This is a genomic window from Falsiroseomonas sp. HW251 (genome assembly GCF_050563545.1).
Classification (GTDB): domain Bacteria; phylum Pseudomonadota; class Alphaproteobacteria; order Acetobacterales; family Acetobacteraceae; genus Falsiroseomonas.
The window spans coordinates 47,460-63,219 of sequence record NZ_JBNXUM010000019.1; the positions used below are offsets into that span (position 1 = coordinate 47,460).

The following is a 15,760-nucleotide window of genomic DNA, read 5'->3' on the forward strand; positions in this document are numbered from 1 at the left end:
TGCCTCCGAGGCTGGGATCAATGCGCCAGGATCACCACTCCGCCGCGCAGCGCAAGGGCGCGGTGGAAGCTTCCCACCGCGCCCCTCGCCTTCACTCCGCGGTGATGCCGCGCGATCGGATCAGGTCACCCCACTTCGCGCTCTCCGCGCGGAAATAGGCCGGCCAGTCGGACGGGCCGCCCGGGGTCGGGAAGATCGAATTGGCGCGCATGCGCTCCAGCACCTCGGGATTGCGCATCACCGCGTCCTTCGCGGCTGCGAGCCGCGCAACCAACGGCGCCGGCAGCCCCGCCGGGCCGAGCAGCGCGAAGTCACTGGTGGCCTCGAAGCCGGGGAAGCCGCTCTCGGCGATGGTGGGCACCTCCGGCGCCAGCGGGTTGCGCTGCAGGGTGGAGACGCCGACGGCGGTGATCTGGTTGGACTGCATCAGCGGCAGCGCGGTGACCGCGTCCACCATCGCGACCTGCACCTCGTTGGTGATCAGCGCCTGCACCGCCGGCGCGCCACCGCGATAGGTCACGTTCTCGATCTGGAGGCCGGCGTCCTTCAGGAACAGCTCCGTCGCGAGGTGCGCCGAGGACCCGGCACCGGACGAGGCATAGGACATCCGCCCCGGCGCTTCCTTTGCCTTGGCGACGAGGTCCGCGATCGTCCGCACGCCGATGCGCGGGTTGACGCAGAGGAAGATCGGCGAGACTGCAATGCGCCCGATGCCCACGAACGCGTTGTCGTCGTCGTAGCCGCGGCTGGGAAACAGGTGGCGCGACATGGCGTAGGTGGAGTTCACGCCGAGCAGCAGCGTGTAGCCATCCGGCCGCGCGCGGGCGACCGAGGCATGCCCGATCGTCCCCGATGCACCGGGCCGGTTGTCCACGACGAAGTTGCCGTTGAGCTCCCGCCCCAGCGCCTGCGCCATCACGCGTCCCACGAAATCGGTGGAGCCGCCCGCCGCCCAGGCCACGACGATGGTGACCGGACGCGTGCCGGGCCAGGCATCCGCACCCTGCGCGGCGGCGTTGCGTGCTATCAGGCCCCCGCCCAGCAGGCCGAGCGAGGCGGTGGCAAAGGAACGACGGGTGAGCGACATGGCGCTTCCTCCTCTATGGGTTTCGTTCCGCAGGCCGGGCCAGGGCGATCGGCCCCGCGATTTCTGCGTTGCGTATGTTTGTACCAGTTAGTACATAAGCACTGCAAGCACGAAATTCGTGCTGTCGCGCGCCCAAGGAGGATACCGCCATGACAAGCTGGGACCAGCGCCCTTCCGTGCTCGTCGCCCTGATCGGCAAGGGGATCCAGGCTTCCCGCACGCCGGCGCTGCATGAGCGCGAGGGCGCGGAGCAGGGGCTGCGCCTGGTCTATCGGCTGCTCGACATGGACCGCATGGGCGTCGGGATCGAGGCGCTCGAGGACCTGATCACCGGCGCCGAGCGGCTGGGCCTCGCGGGTCTCAACATCACGTTCCCGGCCAAGCAGGCGGTGATCCCGCTGCTGCACGATCTCTCGCCCGATGCGAGCGCCTTGGGCGCGGTGAACACGGTGGTGCTGAAGGACGGCAGGCGGATCGGCCACAACACGGATTGCTCGGGCTTTGCCGAGGGCTTCCGGCGCGGCCTGCCCGGCGTGGCGCGCGACCGCGTGGTGCAGCTCGGCGCCGGCGGCGCGGGGTCGGCGGTGGCGCATGCGCTGCTGCAGGAAGGCGTGGGCCGGCTTGCCATCAACGAGGTCGAGGTCGTGAAGGCCGAGGCACTGGCCGCCGATCTCTGCGCGCGTTTCGGCGCCGGCCGCGCGGTGGCCTGCACGGACCTGGCGAAGGAAGTCGCGGCGGCGGATGGCGTGGTGAACTGCACGCCGGTCGGCATGACGAAGCTGCCGGGCATCCCGCTGCCGGCCGCGCTGCTGCGCCCAGCGTTGTGGGTCGCGGAGATCGTCTACTTCCCGCTGGAGACGGAGCTGTTGCGCGCCGCCCGCGCGGTGGGCTGCCGCACGCTGGACGGCGGCGGCATGGCGGTGTTCCAGGCCGTCGGCGCCTTCCGCCTTTTTACCGGCATCGCACCGGACGCTGAGCGCATGCTGCGCCACTTCGCGGAGATGTCCGACGCCGCCGCACCCGCGCCGAAGGCGGCCTGAAAACCCTCTCCCGCTTGCGGGGGAGGGTGCAGAGCGTAGCGAGGCAGGTGGGGGTTTGCGCAACGGCGCCAGGCAAGCGCGCCCTACGGCGCCACGTACCTCAACACCGCTTCCACGATCATCTTCCGCTGCACGGCCACGCTCTCCGGCGCCCGCAGGTCCCGGCCGTAGATCGCCAGCAGCGTGTGCCGGTTCGACACGCGGTAGAAGCAGAAGCTGCTGATCAGGATGTGCAGGTCCAGCGGGTCGAGACCCTTCCTGAACACGCCGGCCTTCTCCCCCCGCGCGATCAGCGCCTGCAGCGCGCCGATCACCGCGGCGTTGCGCGCGCGGATGGTGGTCGAGGCCGCGACCATCCTGGCCTCGTGGATGTTCTCCACGCTGACAAGCCGCACGAATTCGGGATGCGCGGCGTGGTGGTCGAAGGTCACCTCCACCATCCGCCTCAGCGCATCCAGCGGCGCCAGCGCATCCAGCCTCAGCGCGGCCTCTGCGTCGCGCATGCCGCCATACATGCGCTCCAGCACCGCGGCATAGAGCTGCTCCTTCCCGCCGAAATAGTAGTAGATCATGCGCTTGGTCGTGCGCGTGCGCGCGGCGATGTCGTCCACGCGGCCGCCGGCGAAGCCCTTCTCGCTGAACTCCGCGATCGCGGCGTCCAGGATGCCCTGCTTCGTCGCCTCCGGCGCGCGGCGCCGACGCGGCGGCTCATCCGCCACGACGGGGAGCTCCTGCGGCATGGTCTGGGCTCGGGGCGCCATGGTTCCGGGCTAGCACAGCCCATGACCGCTTGACAGGCGCGGCCGGGGCAAGCGGATTGCGCCGCCACCGGCAGAGGAGGATCCCGCATGATCGCCAGGCGCCAGCTCGGGACGGGCGGCCCGATGGTTTCCGCCATCGGGCTCGGCTGCATGTCGCTCTCGGGCGTCTATGGCGAGGCCGACGAGGCGGAATCGATCGCGCTGGTCCACCACGCGCTCGACCGCGGGGTGAACCATCTCGACAGTTCTGACATGTATGGCTGGGGCCAGAACGAGACGCTGCTCGGCCGCGCGCTGAAGGGCCGTCGCGACCAGGTCTTCCTCGCCACGAAGTTCGGCCAGACGAGGCAGGAAGGCGGGCAGAACGGCGTGGATGGCAGCCCTGCCTACGTCGCCGCGGCCTGCGAGGCGTCGCTGAAGCGGCTCGGTGTCGAGGTGATCGACCTCTACTACCAGCACCGCGCCGACCCGAGCGTCCCGGTCGAGGAGACCGTCGGCGCCATGAAGCGGCTGGTGGAGCAGGGGAAGGTCCGGCATCTCGGCCTGTCGGAGGCTGCACCCGACCGCATCCGTCGCGCACACGCCGTCCATCCCATTGCCGCCGTGCAGACCGAATATTCGCTTCTGTATCGTCAGGAAGCCGAGGCGACGCGCGCGGTGACGACGGAGCTCGGCATCGCCTTCGTCGCCTATTCCCCGCTGGGCCGCGGCTTCCTCTCCGGTACGATCAACAGCCTGGCGGAGGTGGATGGCCGCCGCGCGGCGCATCCGCGCTTCCAGCCCGGCAATTTCGAGCGCAACCACGCGCTGGCGATGCGCGTCTTCGACCTCGCGCGCGAGAAGGGCTGCACACCCGCGCAGCTCTGCCTCGCCTGGCTGCTGGCGCAGGGCCAGGACGTCTTCGCCATCCCCGGCACGCGCAGGCCTGCGCGGCTGGACGAGAACCTCGGTGCGCTGGAGGTGCCGCTGACGCCGCATGAGGTCGCCGCGATCTCGGCGATCATCCCGCCTGGTGCCGCGGCCGGCACGCGCTATCCCGCGGGCGGGATGAAGGGCGTCTTCATCTAGGAAGGGCGCCGCCAATCAAGAGCGGCACGGGATTGCTCCCGCGCCGCCTCGGTGCCTCATCGGCCTACTTCAGATGAGCGGCAAGGTGCTTGTTCATCTCGAACATCGACACCTTGTCCTTGCCGAAGATGCCCTTGAGCTTGGTATCCGCGAGGATCTCGCGCTTGTTCGCGGGGTTCTGCAGGTTGTTCTTCTTGATGTATTCCCACATCTTGCTGACCACCGCGGTGCGGGGCAGCGGCGCCGCGCCGACGATCGCGGCGAGCTCCGCCGACGGGGTCAGCGGGGTGGCCAGCGCATTCGCGGCCTTCTTCGGGGCCGCCGCCTTCTTCGGCGCCGCCGCCTTCGCCGCGGGCTTCGCGGCCTTCGCCGGCTTCGCCGCCGGCTTCTTGGCCGCGGGCTTCGCCGCCGCCTTCTTGGGCTTCTCCGCCATCCTTCGTTCCTTTCGTCCCTGAGTGAGCGATCCGATCTCTCGGCCCTGCCTCCGCAGTGCTCTGAGCCTGCGCGCACGGCCACCATCCCGCTAGCACGCGAATCGGCCGCACACCTGCATGTTTCCCTGCTTTCGCCGCTTTGGCACGCCTTCTTCGCCGGGATCGTTGCAGAGAGAACGCAGGAAACGGGTTTTCGGGCCTGTTTCCCTCGGTGTGTTCACGTTGTGTTCATGGTCTGCCGCCTCAGGCGGCCGCGCCGCGCTGTCCGAACGCCCCGCGAATCCGATCCATCAGCCCCGGTATCGCCCAGAGCGCGGCCAGCACCGTCAGCCCGCATAGCACCGCGCTGATTGGCCTGGTGAAGAACGGCGAGACGTCGCCGCCAGACAGCGTGAGGCCGCGCAGCAGGTTCTTGTCCAGCAGGTCGCCCAGCACGATGCCGAGCACCAGCGGCGCCATCGGGAAGCGCAGTTCGCGCAGCACGAAGCCGACGAGACCCGCGCCCAGCATCACCCAGATGTCGAACAGCCGCGACGTGATGGCGAAGGCGCCGACCGTGCAGAGCACGAATACGACCGGCATCAGCCGCGCGCGGGGGATCAGCAGCACCCACAGCAGCGGCCGCACCAGCACCAGGCCGTAGACCAGCTTCACCATGTCCGCGATGATCAGCATCGCGACGATCTGGTAGATGAATTCCGGCGCGGTGATCGCGAGCATCGGCCCGGGATTGAGCCCGTGGATCATCATCGCCGCCATCAGCACCGCGGCCGGCGCGCTGCCCGGCACTGCCAGCGTCAGCACGGGGATTATCGCGCCGGGGACGCAGGCGCTCTCGCCGGTCTCGGCCGACATCAGCCCCTCGACGCTGCCCTTGCCGAACTGCTCGCGCTCCGCGCTCGCGCGCTTCGCCGCGGCATAGCTGGTCCAGGCCGCGATGTCCTCGCCGAGGCCCGGCATGGCGCCGATGAAGGTGCCGATCGCGCCGGAGCGCAGGATGGTCCGCCAATACTGCGCGACGTCGCGCACGCGCGGGACGATGCTGTCGAGCTTGGACGACACCGCCTTCACGGCGGGCCCTCGCATGGAGTTCAGCACCTCCGCCACGCCGAAGACGCCGACCAGGACCGGCAGCAGGCCGAGCCCGCCGGCCAGGTCCCCGTTGCCGAAGGCGAAGCGGGCATAGGCGTGGTTCGCCTCCTGCCCGATCGTCGCGACGAAAAGGCCGAGGAAGCCCGCGATGTAGCCCTTCAGCGGATCGCCGCCCGAGAGGCTGCCCGCGATGACGATGCCGAACAGCGCCACCCAGAACATCTCGTAGCTGCCGAACTGCAGCGCGAACTCGCCGAAGGTGGGCGCGAAGACCGCGAGGATCAGCGTGCCGAACAGCGTGCCGAGCCAGGAGCCTAGGGTCGAGATGCCCATCGCCCGCCCCGCCAGGCCCTTCCGCGCCAGCGGATAGCCGTCGAGCGTCGAGGCCGCCGAGGCCGGCGTGCCCGGGATGTTGAGCAGGATCGCGGATCGCGATCCTCCGTAGATCGCGCCGACATAGACGCAGACCAGCACCAGCATCGCCACGTTGGGGCCCATGGTGAAGGTCAGCGTGGTCAGCAGCGCGACGCCCATCGTCGCCGTCAGGCCGGGCAGCGCGCCGATGACGATGCCGATCAGCACCGCCCAGAAGGCGTGGAAGATCGCGCCGCCCTGCAGCACATGGGCGAAGCCGCCCGCCAGCATGCTGATGGGATCGTTCACGGCAGGCGCACCAGGAAGACGTTCTCGAAGACAAGCATCACCGCGATGCCGGTGCCGATGCCGATCAGCGCAGCCTCGATGATCCGGCGCGCGCGGCCATGCGGTCCGTTCTCCCATTCGAAGGCGGTGGTGAAGGCGAAGACGAAGACCGCGCTCGCCAGCGAGAAGGGCAGGCGCCCGACCAGCCCGCCAGCGTAGATCGTGCCGAGCACGGCCGCGACCAGCAGCCGCGTCCCGTCGCCGGACGCCATCTCCGGGCCGTGCATAGCCTTGTGCAGCGCGCCGCGCTGCACCGCGCGCAGGCCTAGCAGGATGGACAGCGCCGCGATCACGATGCCGTAGAAGCCCGGCACTATGCCCGGCGCCGTCAGGCCGGTATGCGACTGCTCGACGAAGGTCGGCATCCCGATCGACAGCACCAGCACCAGGATGCCGAAGGCCAGCAGCACCGCCGCGGTGTAGAGATCCGCCCGCGGCGGCAGCGGCGCGCGTTCGCCCGCGAAGGGCGACGCCGCCTCGCCGCCGTCCTCCGCGTGGCTCAAAGCCGCTGGATCCCGAGCGTTGCCGGATCGACCTTCGCCGTGCCGCCATCGAAGTAGAGCCAGGCGGTCTGTCGCACCATCTTCCACGCCTCGTCATAGGCTTCCTGGCCGCTGATCGGCGTGAACAGCGCCGCGCGCTGGGCCGCGTAGTCCTTCAGCCGCTGGCTGTCCTTGATCTTGTCCCGCCAGACCTGGGTGACGGTGTCCACGACGTTCTGCGGCACGCCCTTCGGGCACCAGATGCCGAAGTAGTTCAGCGGCGCCGGCACGTCCGGCAGCCAGCGCTTGATGGACGGTATCTCGCCGAAGCCTTGCAGCGTCACGGGCTGCTCGGCCTGCACGGCCAGCGGGATCAGGCGGCGCGCGCGGATCATCTCGGCGGCTTCCACCAGCAGCACGCAGCCCATCGGCGTCTCGCCGCTGACCGTCGCGATCATCGCGGGGTTGCCGCCGTCATAGGTGGCGTGGCGGTAGTTGATGTTGGTCACCGCCTTGATGGCCGACATCATGTTGTGCCCGGCCGAGCTCACGCCCGCCGTCGCGACCGCCAGGCTCGCGCCACGCGCGCGGAAGGCTTCCATCGCCGCGCCGAAGTCGCGGATGCCGGCCTGCGGGTTGGCCACCAGGATGTTCACATTGGCCACCGCGAAGAACAGGTTCCAGTCCGCCAGCATCGTGTCCAGCAGCCCGAGTGTCTTGTAGCAGCCGACATCCACCGCCGCGCCGGCCGCCCAGGTCATGCCGTCCTTCGCCGCTTCCAGCGCGTTGCGCGTGCCGATCGAGCCCGACGCGCCGGGCTGGTTCACCACGACGAAGCGCTGGCCGATCGCGGCCTCGAGCTCGGCGGCGACGATGCGCGCCATCTGGTCGGTGGATCCGCCCGCGGCCCAGGGCACGATCAGCGTGACCGGCCGGTCCGGCCGCCAGGTGCTTCCCTGCGCGTGCAGCATCGCCGGCACGGCGATCGTGGCGGCCGTCGCCGCAAGCAAGGTCCTGCGAGTCGTCATGGATGCTCTCCCTCCCGTGGCGGTAACCCGCCGGTTACCGCCAGCGTGCTGTGCGCCGCGGAGGTCGTCAACCGAACTCCGGCCCGGCCATCGCGATCAGCTGCTCCGCCCGGCCGGGCAGGGCCGCGCCGCGCGTCATGCGGGTGAAGGGACGCAGCGTCTCGCCGCCGACGAGCCGCAGCGCTGCGGCGACCTCAGTCGCGGCATCGGCCAGGTCCAGCAGGACCGGCGCCCCGATTGCCCTCCGCGCCGCCGCGATCAGCGCGATCGCGGTTGCGGGATCACGCGCGACGACCGGGCCGATCTGAGGCGCGTGCAGCCCATCGCGCGCCAGGGCGAAGCCGCTGCCATCCTCGGCAATCCAGGCGCCCTGCGGCAGGCGCGGAGCGAAGCCGTGCAGCAGGGCGGCGCGGGATGCGCCGAAGGCTTCCATGTCGAGCGCCAGCAGCGCCGGCCAATCCTCCTCTCGCAGCGGGCGCACCCGTGCGCCCGCTTCCGGCACGCCCGGCAGCCGCCAGCGGGCGAATTCCAAGGCGTCGCGGAAGCCGAGGCGCCGATAGACCGCCCGCCCGTCCGGCGTCGCGTCCAGCGCGACGCAGGCGACGGCGTCCAGCGCCCCGGTCGCCCAGCGCATCATCGCGGTCGCCAGGCCCTGCCGCCGCCGGTCCGGCCGCACCAGGATCATCGAGATCCAGGCGAGGCCGCGCCCGAAGGGCAGCACCGCGCCCGTCGCGGCCAGCGCCGGTCCGGAGCCGTCGTCCAACGCCATCGCCGCGCCGTCCTCCAGGAAGACGCGCCAGTCCTGCTCGTTCTGGTTCCACCCGGCCATTGCTGAGAGTGCGCCGGCGCGCGGCAGGTCGGCTTCGTTCATGGCCCGCATCACGCGCAGCCTCCGGCCACGCGCGCGGGCCGGTCAACCCCCGGTCTCGCCGAACCACACGCCCATCAGCGCGGCGAGCGCCACGAGCATGAGGAAGCCGTTGAGGCCGAGCAGCAGCGCGCGCGGCAGGCGCCGCACCTCGGGCTTCGGCGCATTGATGTCCGGCCAGAGCTCGCGCCAGACCGCGGCGGCAAAGCAGGCCGCGCTGAACAGCACGAGGACGGAGGCCGTCAGCACCACGGCCCAGTCCGGCAGCACGCCGCCGAGGACCTTCTTCGCGCCGACGCCGCTGGCCAGGGACGTCAGCCCGGTGCGCACCCAGGCGGCATAGGTGCGTTCCGCGGCCAGCACGGTGCGGTCGGCGGCGAGCACGGTGCGGCGATCCGCGCTGTCCATGCGCACGCCAACGCGCGGACCGGCGTGCGGCTCCTTGACCGCGCGCGCTGCGCGTCCTTCGCTGGTGACGATGGCCAGGGTCCTGCTGATCGGCGCCGGCGCCTTCGGGCGCGTGCATGCCGCTGCGCTCGCGCGGCTCGGCGTGCCGGCGCGCGGCTACGACACCGCGGTCGCGGCCCTGCCCGGGCTGGACTTCGTGGAGCGGCTGGAGGACGGCCTGGCCTGGTGCGACGCGGCGATCGTGGCGACGCCGCCCGCCACCCATGTCGCGCTGGCCGGGGCCGTGCTGCGCGCCGGCCGCGACCTGTTCCTGGAGAAGCCCGCAACCGAAACGGCGGCCGAAAGCGCGGGGCTGGCGACGCTTGCGGCCGCGCAGGGCCGGATCGTGCAACTCGGCCTCTATTTCCGCTTCCATCCCAAGGCGCAGGCGCTGCGCGCGCTGGTCGCGGAGGGCGCCTTCGGCCGGCTGCATCACCTCTCCGCCCGCATGTCGGGGCTGAAGCGCGCGCGGAGCGATTCCGGCGCGCTGCTGAACGACGCGGTGCATTTCGCGGATCTGCTGCCCTGGCTGGCGCAAGAGGCGCCGGCCCGCGTCTTCGCGACGACCGCCGATCCGCTCGACCGCGGGCAGGAGGATCTCGCGCTGATCCATCTGATCTTCCCCTCGGGCCTCACCGGCTTCATCGAGGCCGGCTGCGTCCTGCCCGGGGAGCACGCGGACGCCGTCGTGCCCGGCGCGGAGACGCGCAAGCTGTTGGCGGTCGCGGGCCGCGACGCGCTGGCGGAGCTGGATTTCGCCGCCGAGCGCCTGGCGCTGCGCCGCGGCCGCCACGAGCCCGCGCAAGGCGGGGCCTGGCTGCCGCACCACGCCCCGCGGGAGGTGATGGACGTCCCCGCGCTCGATCCGCTCGGCGTCGTGACGGCGGAGCTCGATGCCTTCCTGCACGCGGTCGCGACGCGCGTCCCGCAGGGCCCGGGCTTGACGGAAGGCGGCGTCGCGCCGCTGGCGATCCTGGATGCCGCGCGCCGTTCCGCGCGAGAAGGCCGCGTGGTCGCGGTCGGGGAGACATGATGCGCATCGCGCTCTGCAACGAGGTCGTCGCCACGCTGCCCTTCCACGCGCAGGCAAAGCTGGCAGCGTCGCTCGGCTACGCCGGACTCGAGGTCGCGCCCTTCACGCTGGATGCCGAGGCGCCGCACCTTCTGCCCGCCTCGCGCCGCGCCGAACTGCGGCGCATCGCGGAAGGGGAGGGCGCGCCGATCACCTCGCTGCACTGGTTGCTGGTCGCGCCGGCGGGCCTGTCCATCACGACGGCCGATGCCGCGATCCGCGCGCGCACGCTGGATGCCGTGGAGCGTCTGATCGGCCTGGCCGCCGATCTCGGCGCGACGCTGCTGGTGCATGGCTCGCCGAGGCAGCGCCAGGTCGCGGGGCATGGCGACGCTGAGCGGGCGGAGGAGGCGATGGCGAAGGCCGGCGCCTTGGCGGCGCAGCACGGCCTGACCTATTGCCTGGAGCCGCTCGACGCCGGCCAGACCAACTGGGCGACGACGGTCGCGGAAGCCATCGAGATCGTCGCGCGCATCGCTTCGCCCGGGCTGAAGACGATGCTGGACGTCAGCGCCGCCGGCAATGGCGAGGCCGAGCCCGCCGAGACGCTGCTCCGCCGCTTCGTCCCCACGGGCTGGATCGCGCATGTCCACCTGAACGACCGCAACCGCCGCGGCCCGGGGCAGGGGACCGACCGCTTCGCGCCGGTGCTGCGCGCGCTGAAGGACACGCACTACACCGGCTTCTGCGCGGTGGAGCCCTTCGACTACCACCCCGACGGGGCTACCAGCGCCGCGCGCGCGATCGGGTATCTCTCGGGCATCCTGGAGACGCTGTGATGGACGCGCCGAAGTTCAGCCTCGTCGAGACGCAGCGCTTCGAATGGCCCTTCCGCCTGCGCCTTCCCTTCCGCTTCGGCGTGATCACCGTCACGCATGGCCGCCAGGCCGTGATCCGCGCGCGCATCCGGCTGGAGGACGGCACGGAGCAGTGGGGCGTGGCGGCCGAGACGCTTGCGGCCAAGTGGTTCGACAAGGATCCCGCGCTGACGGATGCGCAGAACGAGCACCAGCTTCGCCGCGCGTTGGAGATTGCGGAGGAGGCGACGCGCGCCGCCGGCGCCGCCACCGCCTTCGGCCATTTCGCCGACAGCTACGCCGCGGTGACGCAGGCCGGCGCTGCGGAGAAGCTGAACCCGTTGGTCGCGAGCTACGGCCGGGCGCTGCTGGACCGCGCGATGCTGGACGCGCTGCTGAAGGCACGCCGCGTGTCGTTCTGGACGGGCATGCGCGCGAACATCGGCGGCATGGCGCCGCATGCGGTCGCGTCCGACCTCGCGAGCTTCGACCTCGGGGGCATGCTTGCATCCGCGCAGCCCCTGACGCGCCTGCACGCCCGCCACACCGTGGGCCTGGTGGACCCCATCACCGCCGCGGATCAGGCGGAGCGCGTGAATGACGGCCTGCCCGAGACGCTGGAGGAAGTCGTCGCGACGTATCGCCACCGCTACTGGAAGCTGAAGGTCGGCGGGAATGTCGCGGCGGACGTGGATCGCCTCTCCCGCATCGCCACGGTGCTCGACCGCCTGCATGGCGGCTACCACGCGAGCCTGGACGGCAACGAGCAATACGAGGACGCCGAGGGCGCGCTGGCGCTGTGGCGCGCGATCGAGGCCGAGCCGCGGCTGGCGAAGCTCTGCGCCTCCATCTTGTTCATCGAGCAGCCCGTGAAGCGCGCCAGGGCGCTCGAGACCGGCATGAGCACGCTCGGCGCTGCGCGCCCGGTGATCCTGGACGAGAGCGACGGGCCGCTCGATGCCTTCGTCACGGGCCGCGGGCTCGGCTATGCCGGCGTGTCGTCGAAATCCTGCAAGGGCGTGTGGCGCTCGATCATCAACCTCGCGCGCTGCCGCGCCTGGAACGCGGCGGAAGGCCGCGAGCGCTACTTCATGTCGGCCGAGGACCTGACCACGCTGGCGGGCGTCTGCGTGCAGCAGGACCTCGCATTGGTCGCGCTGCTTGGCCTCCCGCATGTCGAGCGCAACGGCCACCATTTCGTCGACGGCTTCGCCGGCCGCCCGAAGGCGGAAGCCGTGCGCTTCATGGAAGCGCATCCCGACCTCTATGCCGACACGCCGCGCGGCCCGCGGCTGCGCATCCGCGACGGCGCGCTGGAGATCGGGTCGCTGGACGTCGCGGGCCTGGGCGCGACGGAGGAGCCCGACGTCGCCGCGATGGAGCCGATGCCGAAGGCCGCCTGGCCCTGAACGCTACGGCGCGATCCGGCTCAGCCCCACCGTCCGCCGCGCACCCTCGCGCGCCTCCGCCAGCGTCATGCCCGGCCGTAGCCCCGAGAGATACAGCAGCCGCAGCATCCGCTGGTCTAGCGTCGTGAGGTCGAGATAGGGCAGCGATGTCCTGAAACTGCTGGCCTCCAGCGCGTCATCCGTCCCGAACTGCCCGAGGAGGCGGCTGGTCCGCGCCACTAGTTCCGCCCAGATCCGTGTCGGCGAGGCGTCGCCGCGCACCGCGACGGTCGTCATGCCGGGACCGAGCGACCCGCTCACCGCTTCGACATCGCGGGCGATGACAATTGCGAGGTTCGCGCGCGTCTCGGCCGCCTCGATCGCGTGGCGCGTGAGGAAGGCGAGCTGCCCGATCAACGCGCCGGCCCAGAAGCGGTAGGGCGAAGCGGCCTCGTCAGTCACGACGCGAACCCGGACCGGCTCGTCCCAGCGCGCCAGGCGGGTGCGCCCGTTTGCGAAGGCGAGCGACAGCAACCCCTCCACGACCTGCGCATCCGGCACGTCGAAATCAGGCATCACCGACCCGGCGATGATGCCTTCCGGCCGGAGCCTTCGCATCGCCTCGGTGGCGGCACGCAATGCCTCGGGCCGTGTCATGCCGGGCCGGATCGAGCGGTCATACAGCAGGCGGAGCATCCAGCGGTCGGGATCGGTCAGGTCCACATAGGGGCTGGCGTCGTTGAAGATGGACCAGCCCACGCGGTCGTCGTCGCCGAGCAGGCCGAGGAGCTGGGACAGTTCCTCCACGACCGCGCCGTAGATCATGGCGGGGTCGCGGTCGGTCGGGATCAGCACCAGCCCGCCCACGATGTCGTGCGGCCGCCCCGACGCGAAGGCCGGCGTGAAGAGCCCGCCATTGGCGAGCGTGATGGCGCCGAGGAATCCGTCCAGCGCGGCCTCGCCGCCGAACATCCGCACCAGCGTCGCGCGTTGCCCGCTCTCGCGCAGGAAGCGGGGCGCGTCGCGCGTCAGCAGGACGACGACGCTGGCCTCCGCCGGCGCGGAGAGGCCGACCGGCTGGCCGGTCGCCCGCGACAGGGTGCGCGCATGCGCCACGACCCAGGGCGTGTAGCGCGCCGCATCCTCGCCGAGTGTCGCGATGCGCATCGGCGTGCGGAAGCGCAGCAGCCGGTCTCGCGGCGGCGCGCCGGTCTCGGCGTCGCCGCCGAAGGCGATGGCGCAGAAGGCTTCGGCGATGCGGTCGTTGGTCGGGTTGAAGAAGGTCGCGGGCGCGACGGACTGGTCGCTCGGGATCACTTGGCCCAGCGCCGCGCCCGGCAGTGCCAGGCCGGCGCCGAGCAGCGCGCGGCGTCTCAGCGCAGCCACCGGTCGAGATTGTCCCGCACGAAGGCATCGTCCGTGAGGTGCGGGTAGCGCGCGGAGACCGCGGTCAGCAGCTCCGCCTGGCCGGGCGACAGCCCCTCATGCGGATCGAGGCACCAGATGCCCTCCAGCAGGCCCTGGCGGCGCAGCACCTCGTGGCAGCCCGCGATGACGCCGTGGAAGGCGTTGGCGACATCGAAGACCGCGGCGTTCATCTCCGTGACCTGCGCATCCTGCGCCAGCAGCGCCGGCGGGATCGGGCCGTCGGCGACGCCGCGGCAGCGCCGGTGCAGCGCGACCGCCGCATGGGTCCAGACCGACCAGTGGCCGAGCAGCCCGCCCACGATGCGCAGCGGCCGACCGCTACCGAGGTCGAAGGGCGTCAGCAGGTCGCCGACGATGTGGTCGTCGTTCCCGGTGTAGAGCGCGACGCGGTCCGCCGCGCCCGCTTCCTGCACGCCGCGCAGCACGTCGAGCGTCGCATAGCGGTTGAAGGGCGCGATCTTGATCGCGACGACGTTCGGCAGCGCCGCGAAGCGCCGCCAGAAGGACGCGGGGAGCGGCACGCCGCCGACGGCGGGCTGCAGGTAGAAGCCGACCAGCGGCATCTCCGCGGCCACTGCCGCGCAGTGCGTCACGATCTCGTCCTCCCCCGCGCCCTTCCAGGCCGCGAGCGAGAGCAGCACGGCGTGGTAGCCGAGATCGCGGGCGATACGCGCTTCCCGCACGGCCTGCTCGGTCCGCCCGATCGCCCCGGCGACCAGGATCGGCGGCGTGCGCTGCTCCCCCGCCGCTTCCGCGGCGATCCTCAGCACGGGCTCGTACAGCCCGACCTCGCGGATCGCGAATTGCGTGGTGTGCACGCCGACCGCGAGCCCGCCCGACCCCGCATCCAGGTAGTAGCGCGACAGCGCCTTCTGCCGACGCGGATCCAGCGTCCGGTCCGCCCGCAGCGCGAGCGGATGGGCCGGGATCACGCAGCCCGCGCGCAGCCGCTCCGCGATGCCCGTCGGCCAGTCCTGCCAGCGAAGTGCCATCAGAACCTCCCGTCCCGGACCTCGAACTTGGTGGGCTTGCCCAGCGCGCGGCCGCCGCGCTGCACCCAATCCGCGACCCAATGGACCATGCGGTCCAGCGGCACGCGGGGATAGCCGAAGAGGGCGAAGGCCCAGGCGGCGTTGGACAGCAGCGCTTCCGGCGCCTCGGTGCCCGTGAATTCCGGCGTGCGGCCCATCAACGCACCGAAGCGCGTGGCGAGCCAGCGGATCGAGACGGTCTCCGGCCCTGTCACGTTCATGATGGGGCAGGCCGCATCGGCATGGCGCAGCGCGCGCAGCGCCCAGGCATTGGCGTCGCCCTGCCAGATGACGTTGGCATGCCCCATGGCCAACGGCACCGGCGTGCCAGCCAGCACCTTGGTCGCGACGTCGTGCAGAACGCCGTAGCGCAGGTCGATCGCATAGTTCAGCCGGATGCCGAAGAGCCTGGTGCCGCGCGCGGCGCCGGCATGCTGGAAGACGCGCTCGCGCCCCAGGCAGCTCGCGGCGTATTCGCCGACCGGGCCGGGCCTGGCGCTCTCGTCCGGCGATGGCCCGTTCACCGCCGCCATCGGCAGCACGTTGCCGGTGGAGAAGAAGACGATCCGCGAAGTGGGATATCGCTCCGCCACCATCGCCGGCAGCACCACGTTCATCTGCCAGGTCAGCGCCTCGTTCCCGGTCGAGCCGAACTTGCGCGCCGCCATGAACACCACGTTCGGCGCGTCGGGCAGGGCGGCCAGCGCCGCGCGGTCCGTCAGGTCGGCCGACAGGCACTCGATGCCCCAACCCTCCATCCGCTCCCGCAGGCCGGGCTCCGACCATCGCGCCACCGCGATCACGCGCCGCGCGGGATCGGCGCGCCTGGCCAGCCGGCAGAGCGTTGGGCCCATCTTCCCCGCGGCGCCCAGCACCAGCAGGTCGCCCGGCACCGCGGCGAGGTCCGCGCGCAGCGCCTCGTCCGGGATCGAAAGGACGTCCTCGAGCGCCGCCTCGTCCTCGATCCGCATCTGCCAGTCCATGCCGTTTCCTCCTCGGCGCGCAGGATAGGGGGAGTGGCTGCAACCCGGAAGG

At 71.6% G+C, this 15,760-nt stretch carries 16 protein-coding genes; 5 read left to right on the plus strand and 11 right to left on the minus strand.

Annotated features, from left to right (window positions below):
• Positions 1–91 precede the first annotated feature (91 nt).
• Complete coding sequence (locus tag ACLF3M_RS21745; RefSeq protein ID WP_430659079.1) at positions 92–1,087, minus strand: Bug family tripartite tricarboxylate transporter substrate binding protein; 996 nt, start codon at positions 1,085–1,087, stop codon at positions 92–94.
• A gap of 149 nt (positions 1,088–1,236) precedes the next feature.
• On the opposite strand from ACLF3M_RS21745, the gene ACLF3M_RS21750 reads away from it, so the two are divergent.
• On the plus strand, positions 1,237–2,127 hold the full coding sequence (locus tag ACLF3M_RS21750; protein WP_430659080.1) for a shikimate dehydrogenase: 891 nt from the start codon (positions 1,237–1,239) through the stop codon (positions 2,125–2,127).
• Between the two features lie 83 nt (positions 2,128–2,210).
• Here the strand turns inward: ACLF3M_RS21750 and ACLF3M_RS21755 are convergent, their stop codons facing one another.
• Positions 2,211–2,888, minus strand: a complete 678-nt coding sequence (locus ACLF3M_RS21755) for a TetR/AcrR family transcriptional regulator (RefSeq protein WP_430659081.1) — start codon at positions 2,886–2,888, stop codon at positions 2,211–2,213.
• Between the two features lie 87 nt (positions 2,889–2,975).
• Here ACLF3M_RS21755 and ACLF3M_RS21760 point away from each other — a divergent pair, with 87 nt between their 5' ends.
• On the plus strand, positions 2,976–3,956 hold the full coding sequence (locus ACLF3M_RS21760; RefSeq protein ID WP_430659082.1) for an aldo/keto reductase: 981 nt from the start codon (positions 2,976–2,978) through the stop codon (positions 3,954–3,956).
• Positions 3,957–4,020: 64 nt separating this feature from the next.
• On the opposite strand, the gene ACLF3M_RS21765 is transcribed toward ACLF3M_RS21760, so the two are convergent.
• The 6 genes from ACLF3M_RS21765 to ACLF3M_RS21790 all read right to left on the minus strand — a co-directional run bounded on the left by ACLF3M_RS21765 (position 4,021) and on the right by ACLF3M_RS21790 (position 8,970).
• Entirely contained in the window at positions 4,021–4,389 is a 369-nt protein-coding gene (locus ACLF3M_RS21765; RefSeq protein WP_430659083.1) for an SWIB/MDM2 domain-containing protein, read from the minus strand.
• A 244-nt stretch (positions 4,390–4,633) separates the two neighbouring features.
• Positions 4,634–6,145 (minus strand): tripartite tricarboxylate transporter permease, encoded by a 1,512-nt coding sequence (locus ACLF3M_RS21770; RefSeq protein ID WP_430659084.1) that lies wholly within the window; start codon positions 6,143–6,145, stop codon positions 4,634–4,636.
• Positions 6,142–6,687 carry a tripartite tricarboxylate transporter TctB family protein gene (locus tag ACLF3M_RS21775; protein ID WP_430659085.1) on the minus strand — a complete coding sequence of 182 codons (546 nt, stop codon included), beginning with the start codon at positions 6,685–6,687 and terminating at the stop codon, positions 6,142–6,144. Before ACLF3M_RS21775 ends, ACLF3M_RS21770 begins: the two co-directional genes overlap by 4 nt.
• Positions 6,684–7,694, minus strand: coding sequence for a Bug family tripartite tricarboxylate transporter substrate binding protein (locus ACLF3M_RS21780; RefSeq protein ID WP_430659086.1), 1,011 nt, complete (start codon positions 7,692–7,694; stop codon positions 6,684–6,686). Before ACLF3M_RS21780 ends, ACLF3M_RS21775 begins: the two co-directional genes overlap by 4 nt.
• Before the next feature lie 67 nt (positions 7,695–7,761).
• Positions 7,762–8,565, minus strand: a complete 804-nt coding sequence (locus tag ACLF3M_RS21785) for a GNAT family N-acetyltransferase (RefSeq protein ID WP_430659087.1) — start codon at positions 8,563–8,565, stop codon at positions 7,762–7,764.
• Positions 8,566–8,607: 42 nt separating this feature from the next.
• The gene (locus ACLF3M_RS21790; RefSeq protein ID WP_430659088.1) at positions 8,608–8,970 is read right to left on the minus strand and encodes a DUF202 domain-containing protein; all 363 of its coding nucleotides are present in this window, start codon (positions 8,968–8,970) and stop codon (positions 8,608–8,610) included.
• Positions 8,971–9,040: 70 nt separating this feature from the next.
• Here ACLF3M_RS21790 and ACLF3M_RS21795 point away from each other — a divergent pair, with 70 nt between their 5' ends.
• The 3 genes from ACLF3M_RS21795 to ACLF3M_RS21805 are packed head-to-tail and all read left to right on the plus strand — an operon-like array spanning position 9,041 to position 12,287.
• Positions 9,041–10,042, plus strand: coding sequence for a Gfo/Idh/MocA family protein (locus ACLF3M_RS21795; RefSeq protein WP_430659166.1), 1,002 nt, complete (start codon positions 9,041–9,043; stop codon positions 10,040–10,042).
• Positions 10,039–10,860, plus strand: a complete 822-nt coding sequence (locus tag ACLF3M_RS21800) for a sugar phosphate isomerase/epimerase family protein (protein WP_430659089.1) — start codon at positions 10,039–10,041, stop codon at positions 10,858–10,860. The genes ACLF3M_RS21795 and ACLF3M_RS21800 overlap by 4 nt, the downstream gene beginning before the upstream one ends.
• Positions 10,860–12,287: a mandelate racemase gene (locus ACLF3M_RS21805; RefSeq protein WP_430659090.1), complete on the plus strand. Its 1,428-nt coding sequence runs from the start codon at positions 10,860–10,862 to the stop codon at positions 12,285–12,287. The genes ACLF3M_RS21800 and ACLF3M_RS21805 overlap by 1 nt, the downstream gene beginning before the upstream one ends.
• A 3-nt stretch (positions 12,288–12,290) precedes the next feature.
• Here the strand turns inward: ACLF3M_RS21805 and ACLF3M_RS21810 are convergent, their stop codons facing one another.
• From ACLF3M_RS21810 to ACLF3M_RS21820, 3 genes are read right to left on the minus strand one after another with little or no spacing between them, the layout of a single operon-like run.
• Positions 12,291–13,652, minus strand: coding sequence for a DUF2927 domain-containing protein (locus ACLF3M_RS21810; protein ID WP_430659091.1), 1,362 nt, complete (start codon positions 13,650–13,652; stop codon positions 12,291–12,293).
• Positions 13,640–14,686, minus strand: a complete 1,047-nt coding sequence (locus ACLF3M_RS21815) for a dihydrodipicolinate synthase family protein (RefSeq protein ID WP_430659092.1) — start codon at positions 14,684–14,686, stop codon at positions 13,640–13,642. Before ACLF3M_RS21815 ends, ACLF3M_RS21810 begins: the two co-directional genes overlap by 13 nt.
• The gene (locus ACLF3M_RS21820) at positions 14,686–15,708 is read right to left on the minus strand and encodes an NAD-dependent epimerase/dehydratase family protein (RefSeq protein ID WP_430659093.1); all 1,023 of its coding nucleotides are present in this window, start codon (positions 15,706–15,708) and stop codon (positions 14,686–14,688) included. The genes ACLF3M_RS21815 and ACLF3M_RS21820 overlap by 1 nt, the downstream gene beginning before the upstream one ends.
• Positions 15,709–15,760 lie beyond the last annotated feature (52 nt).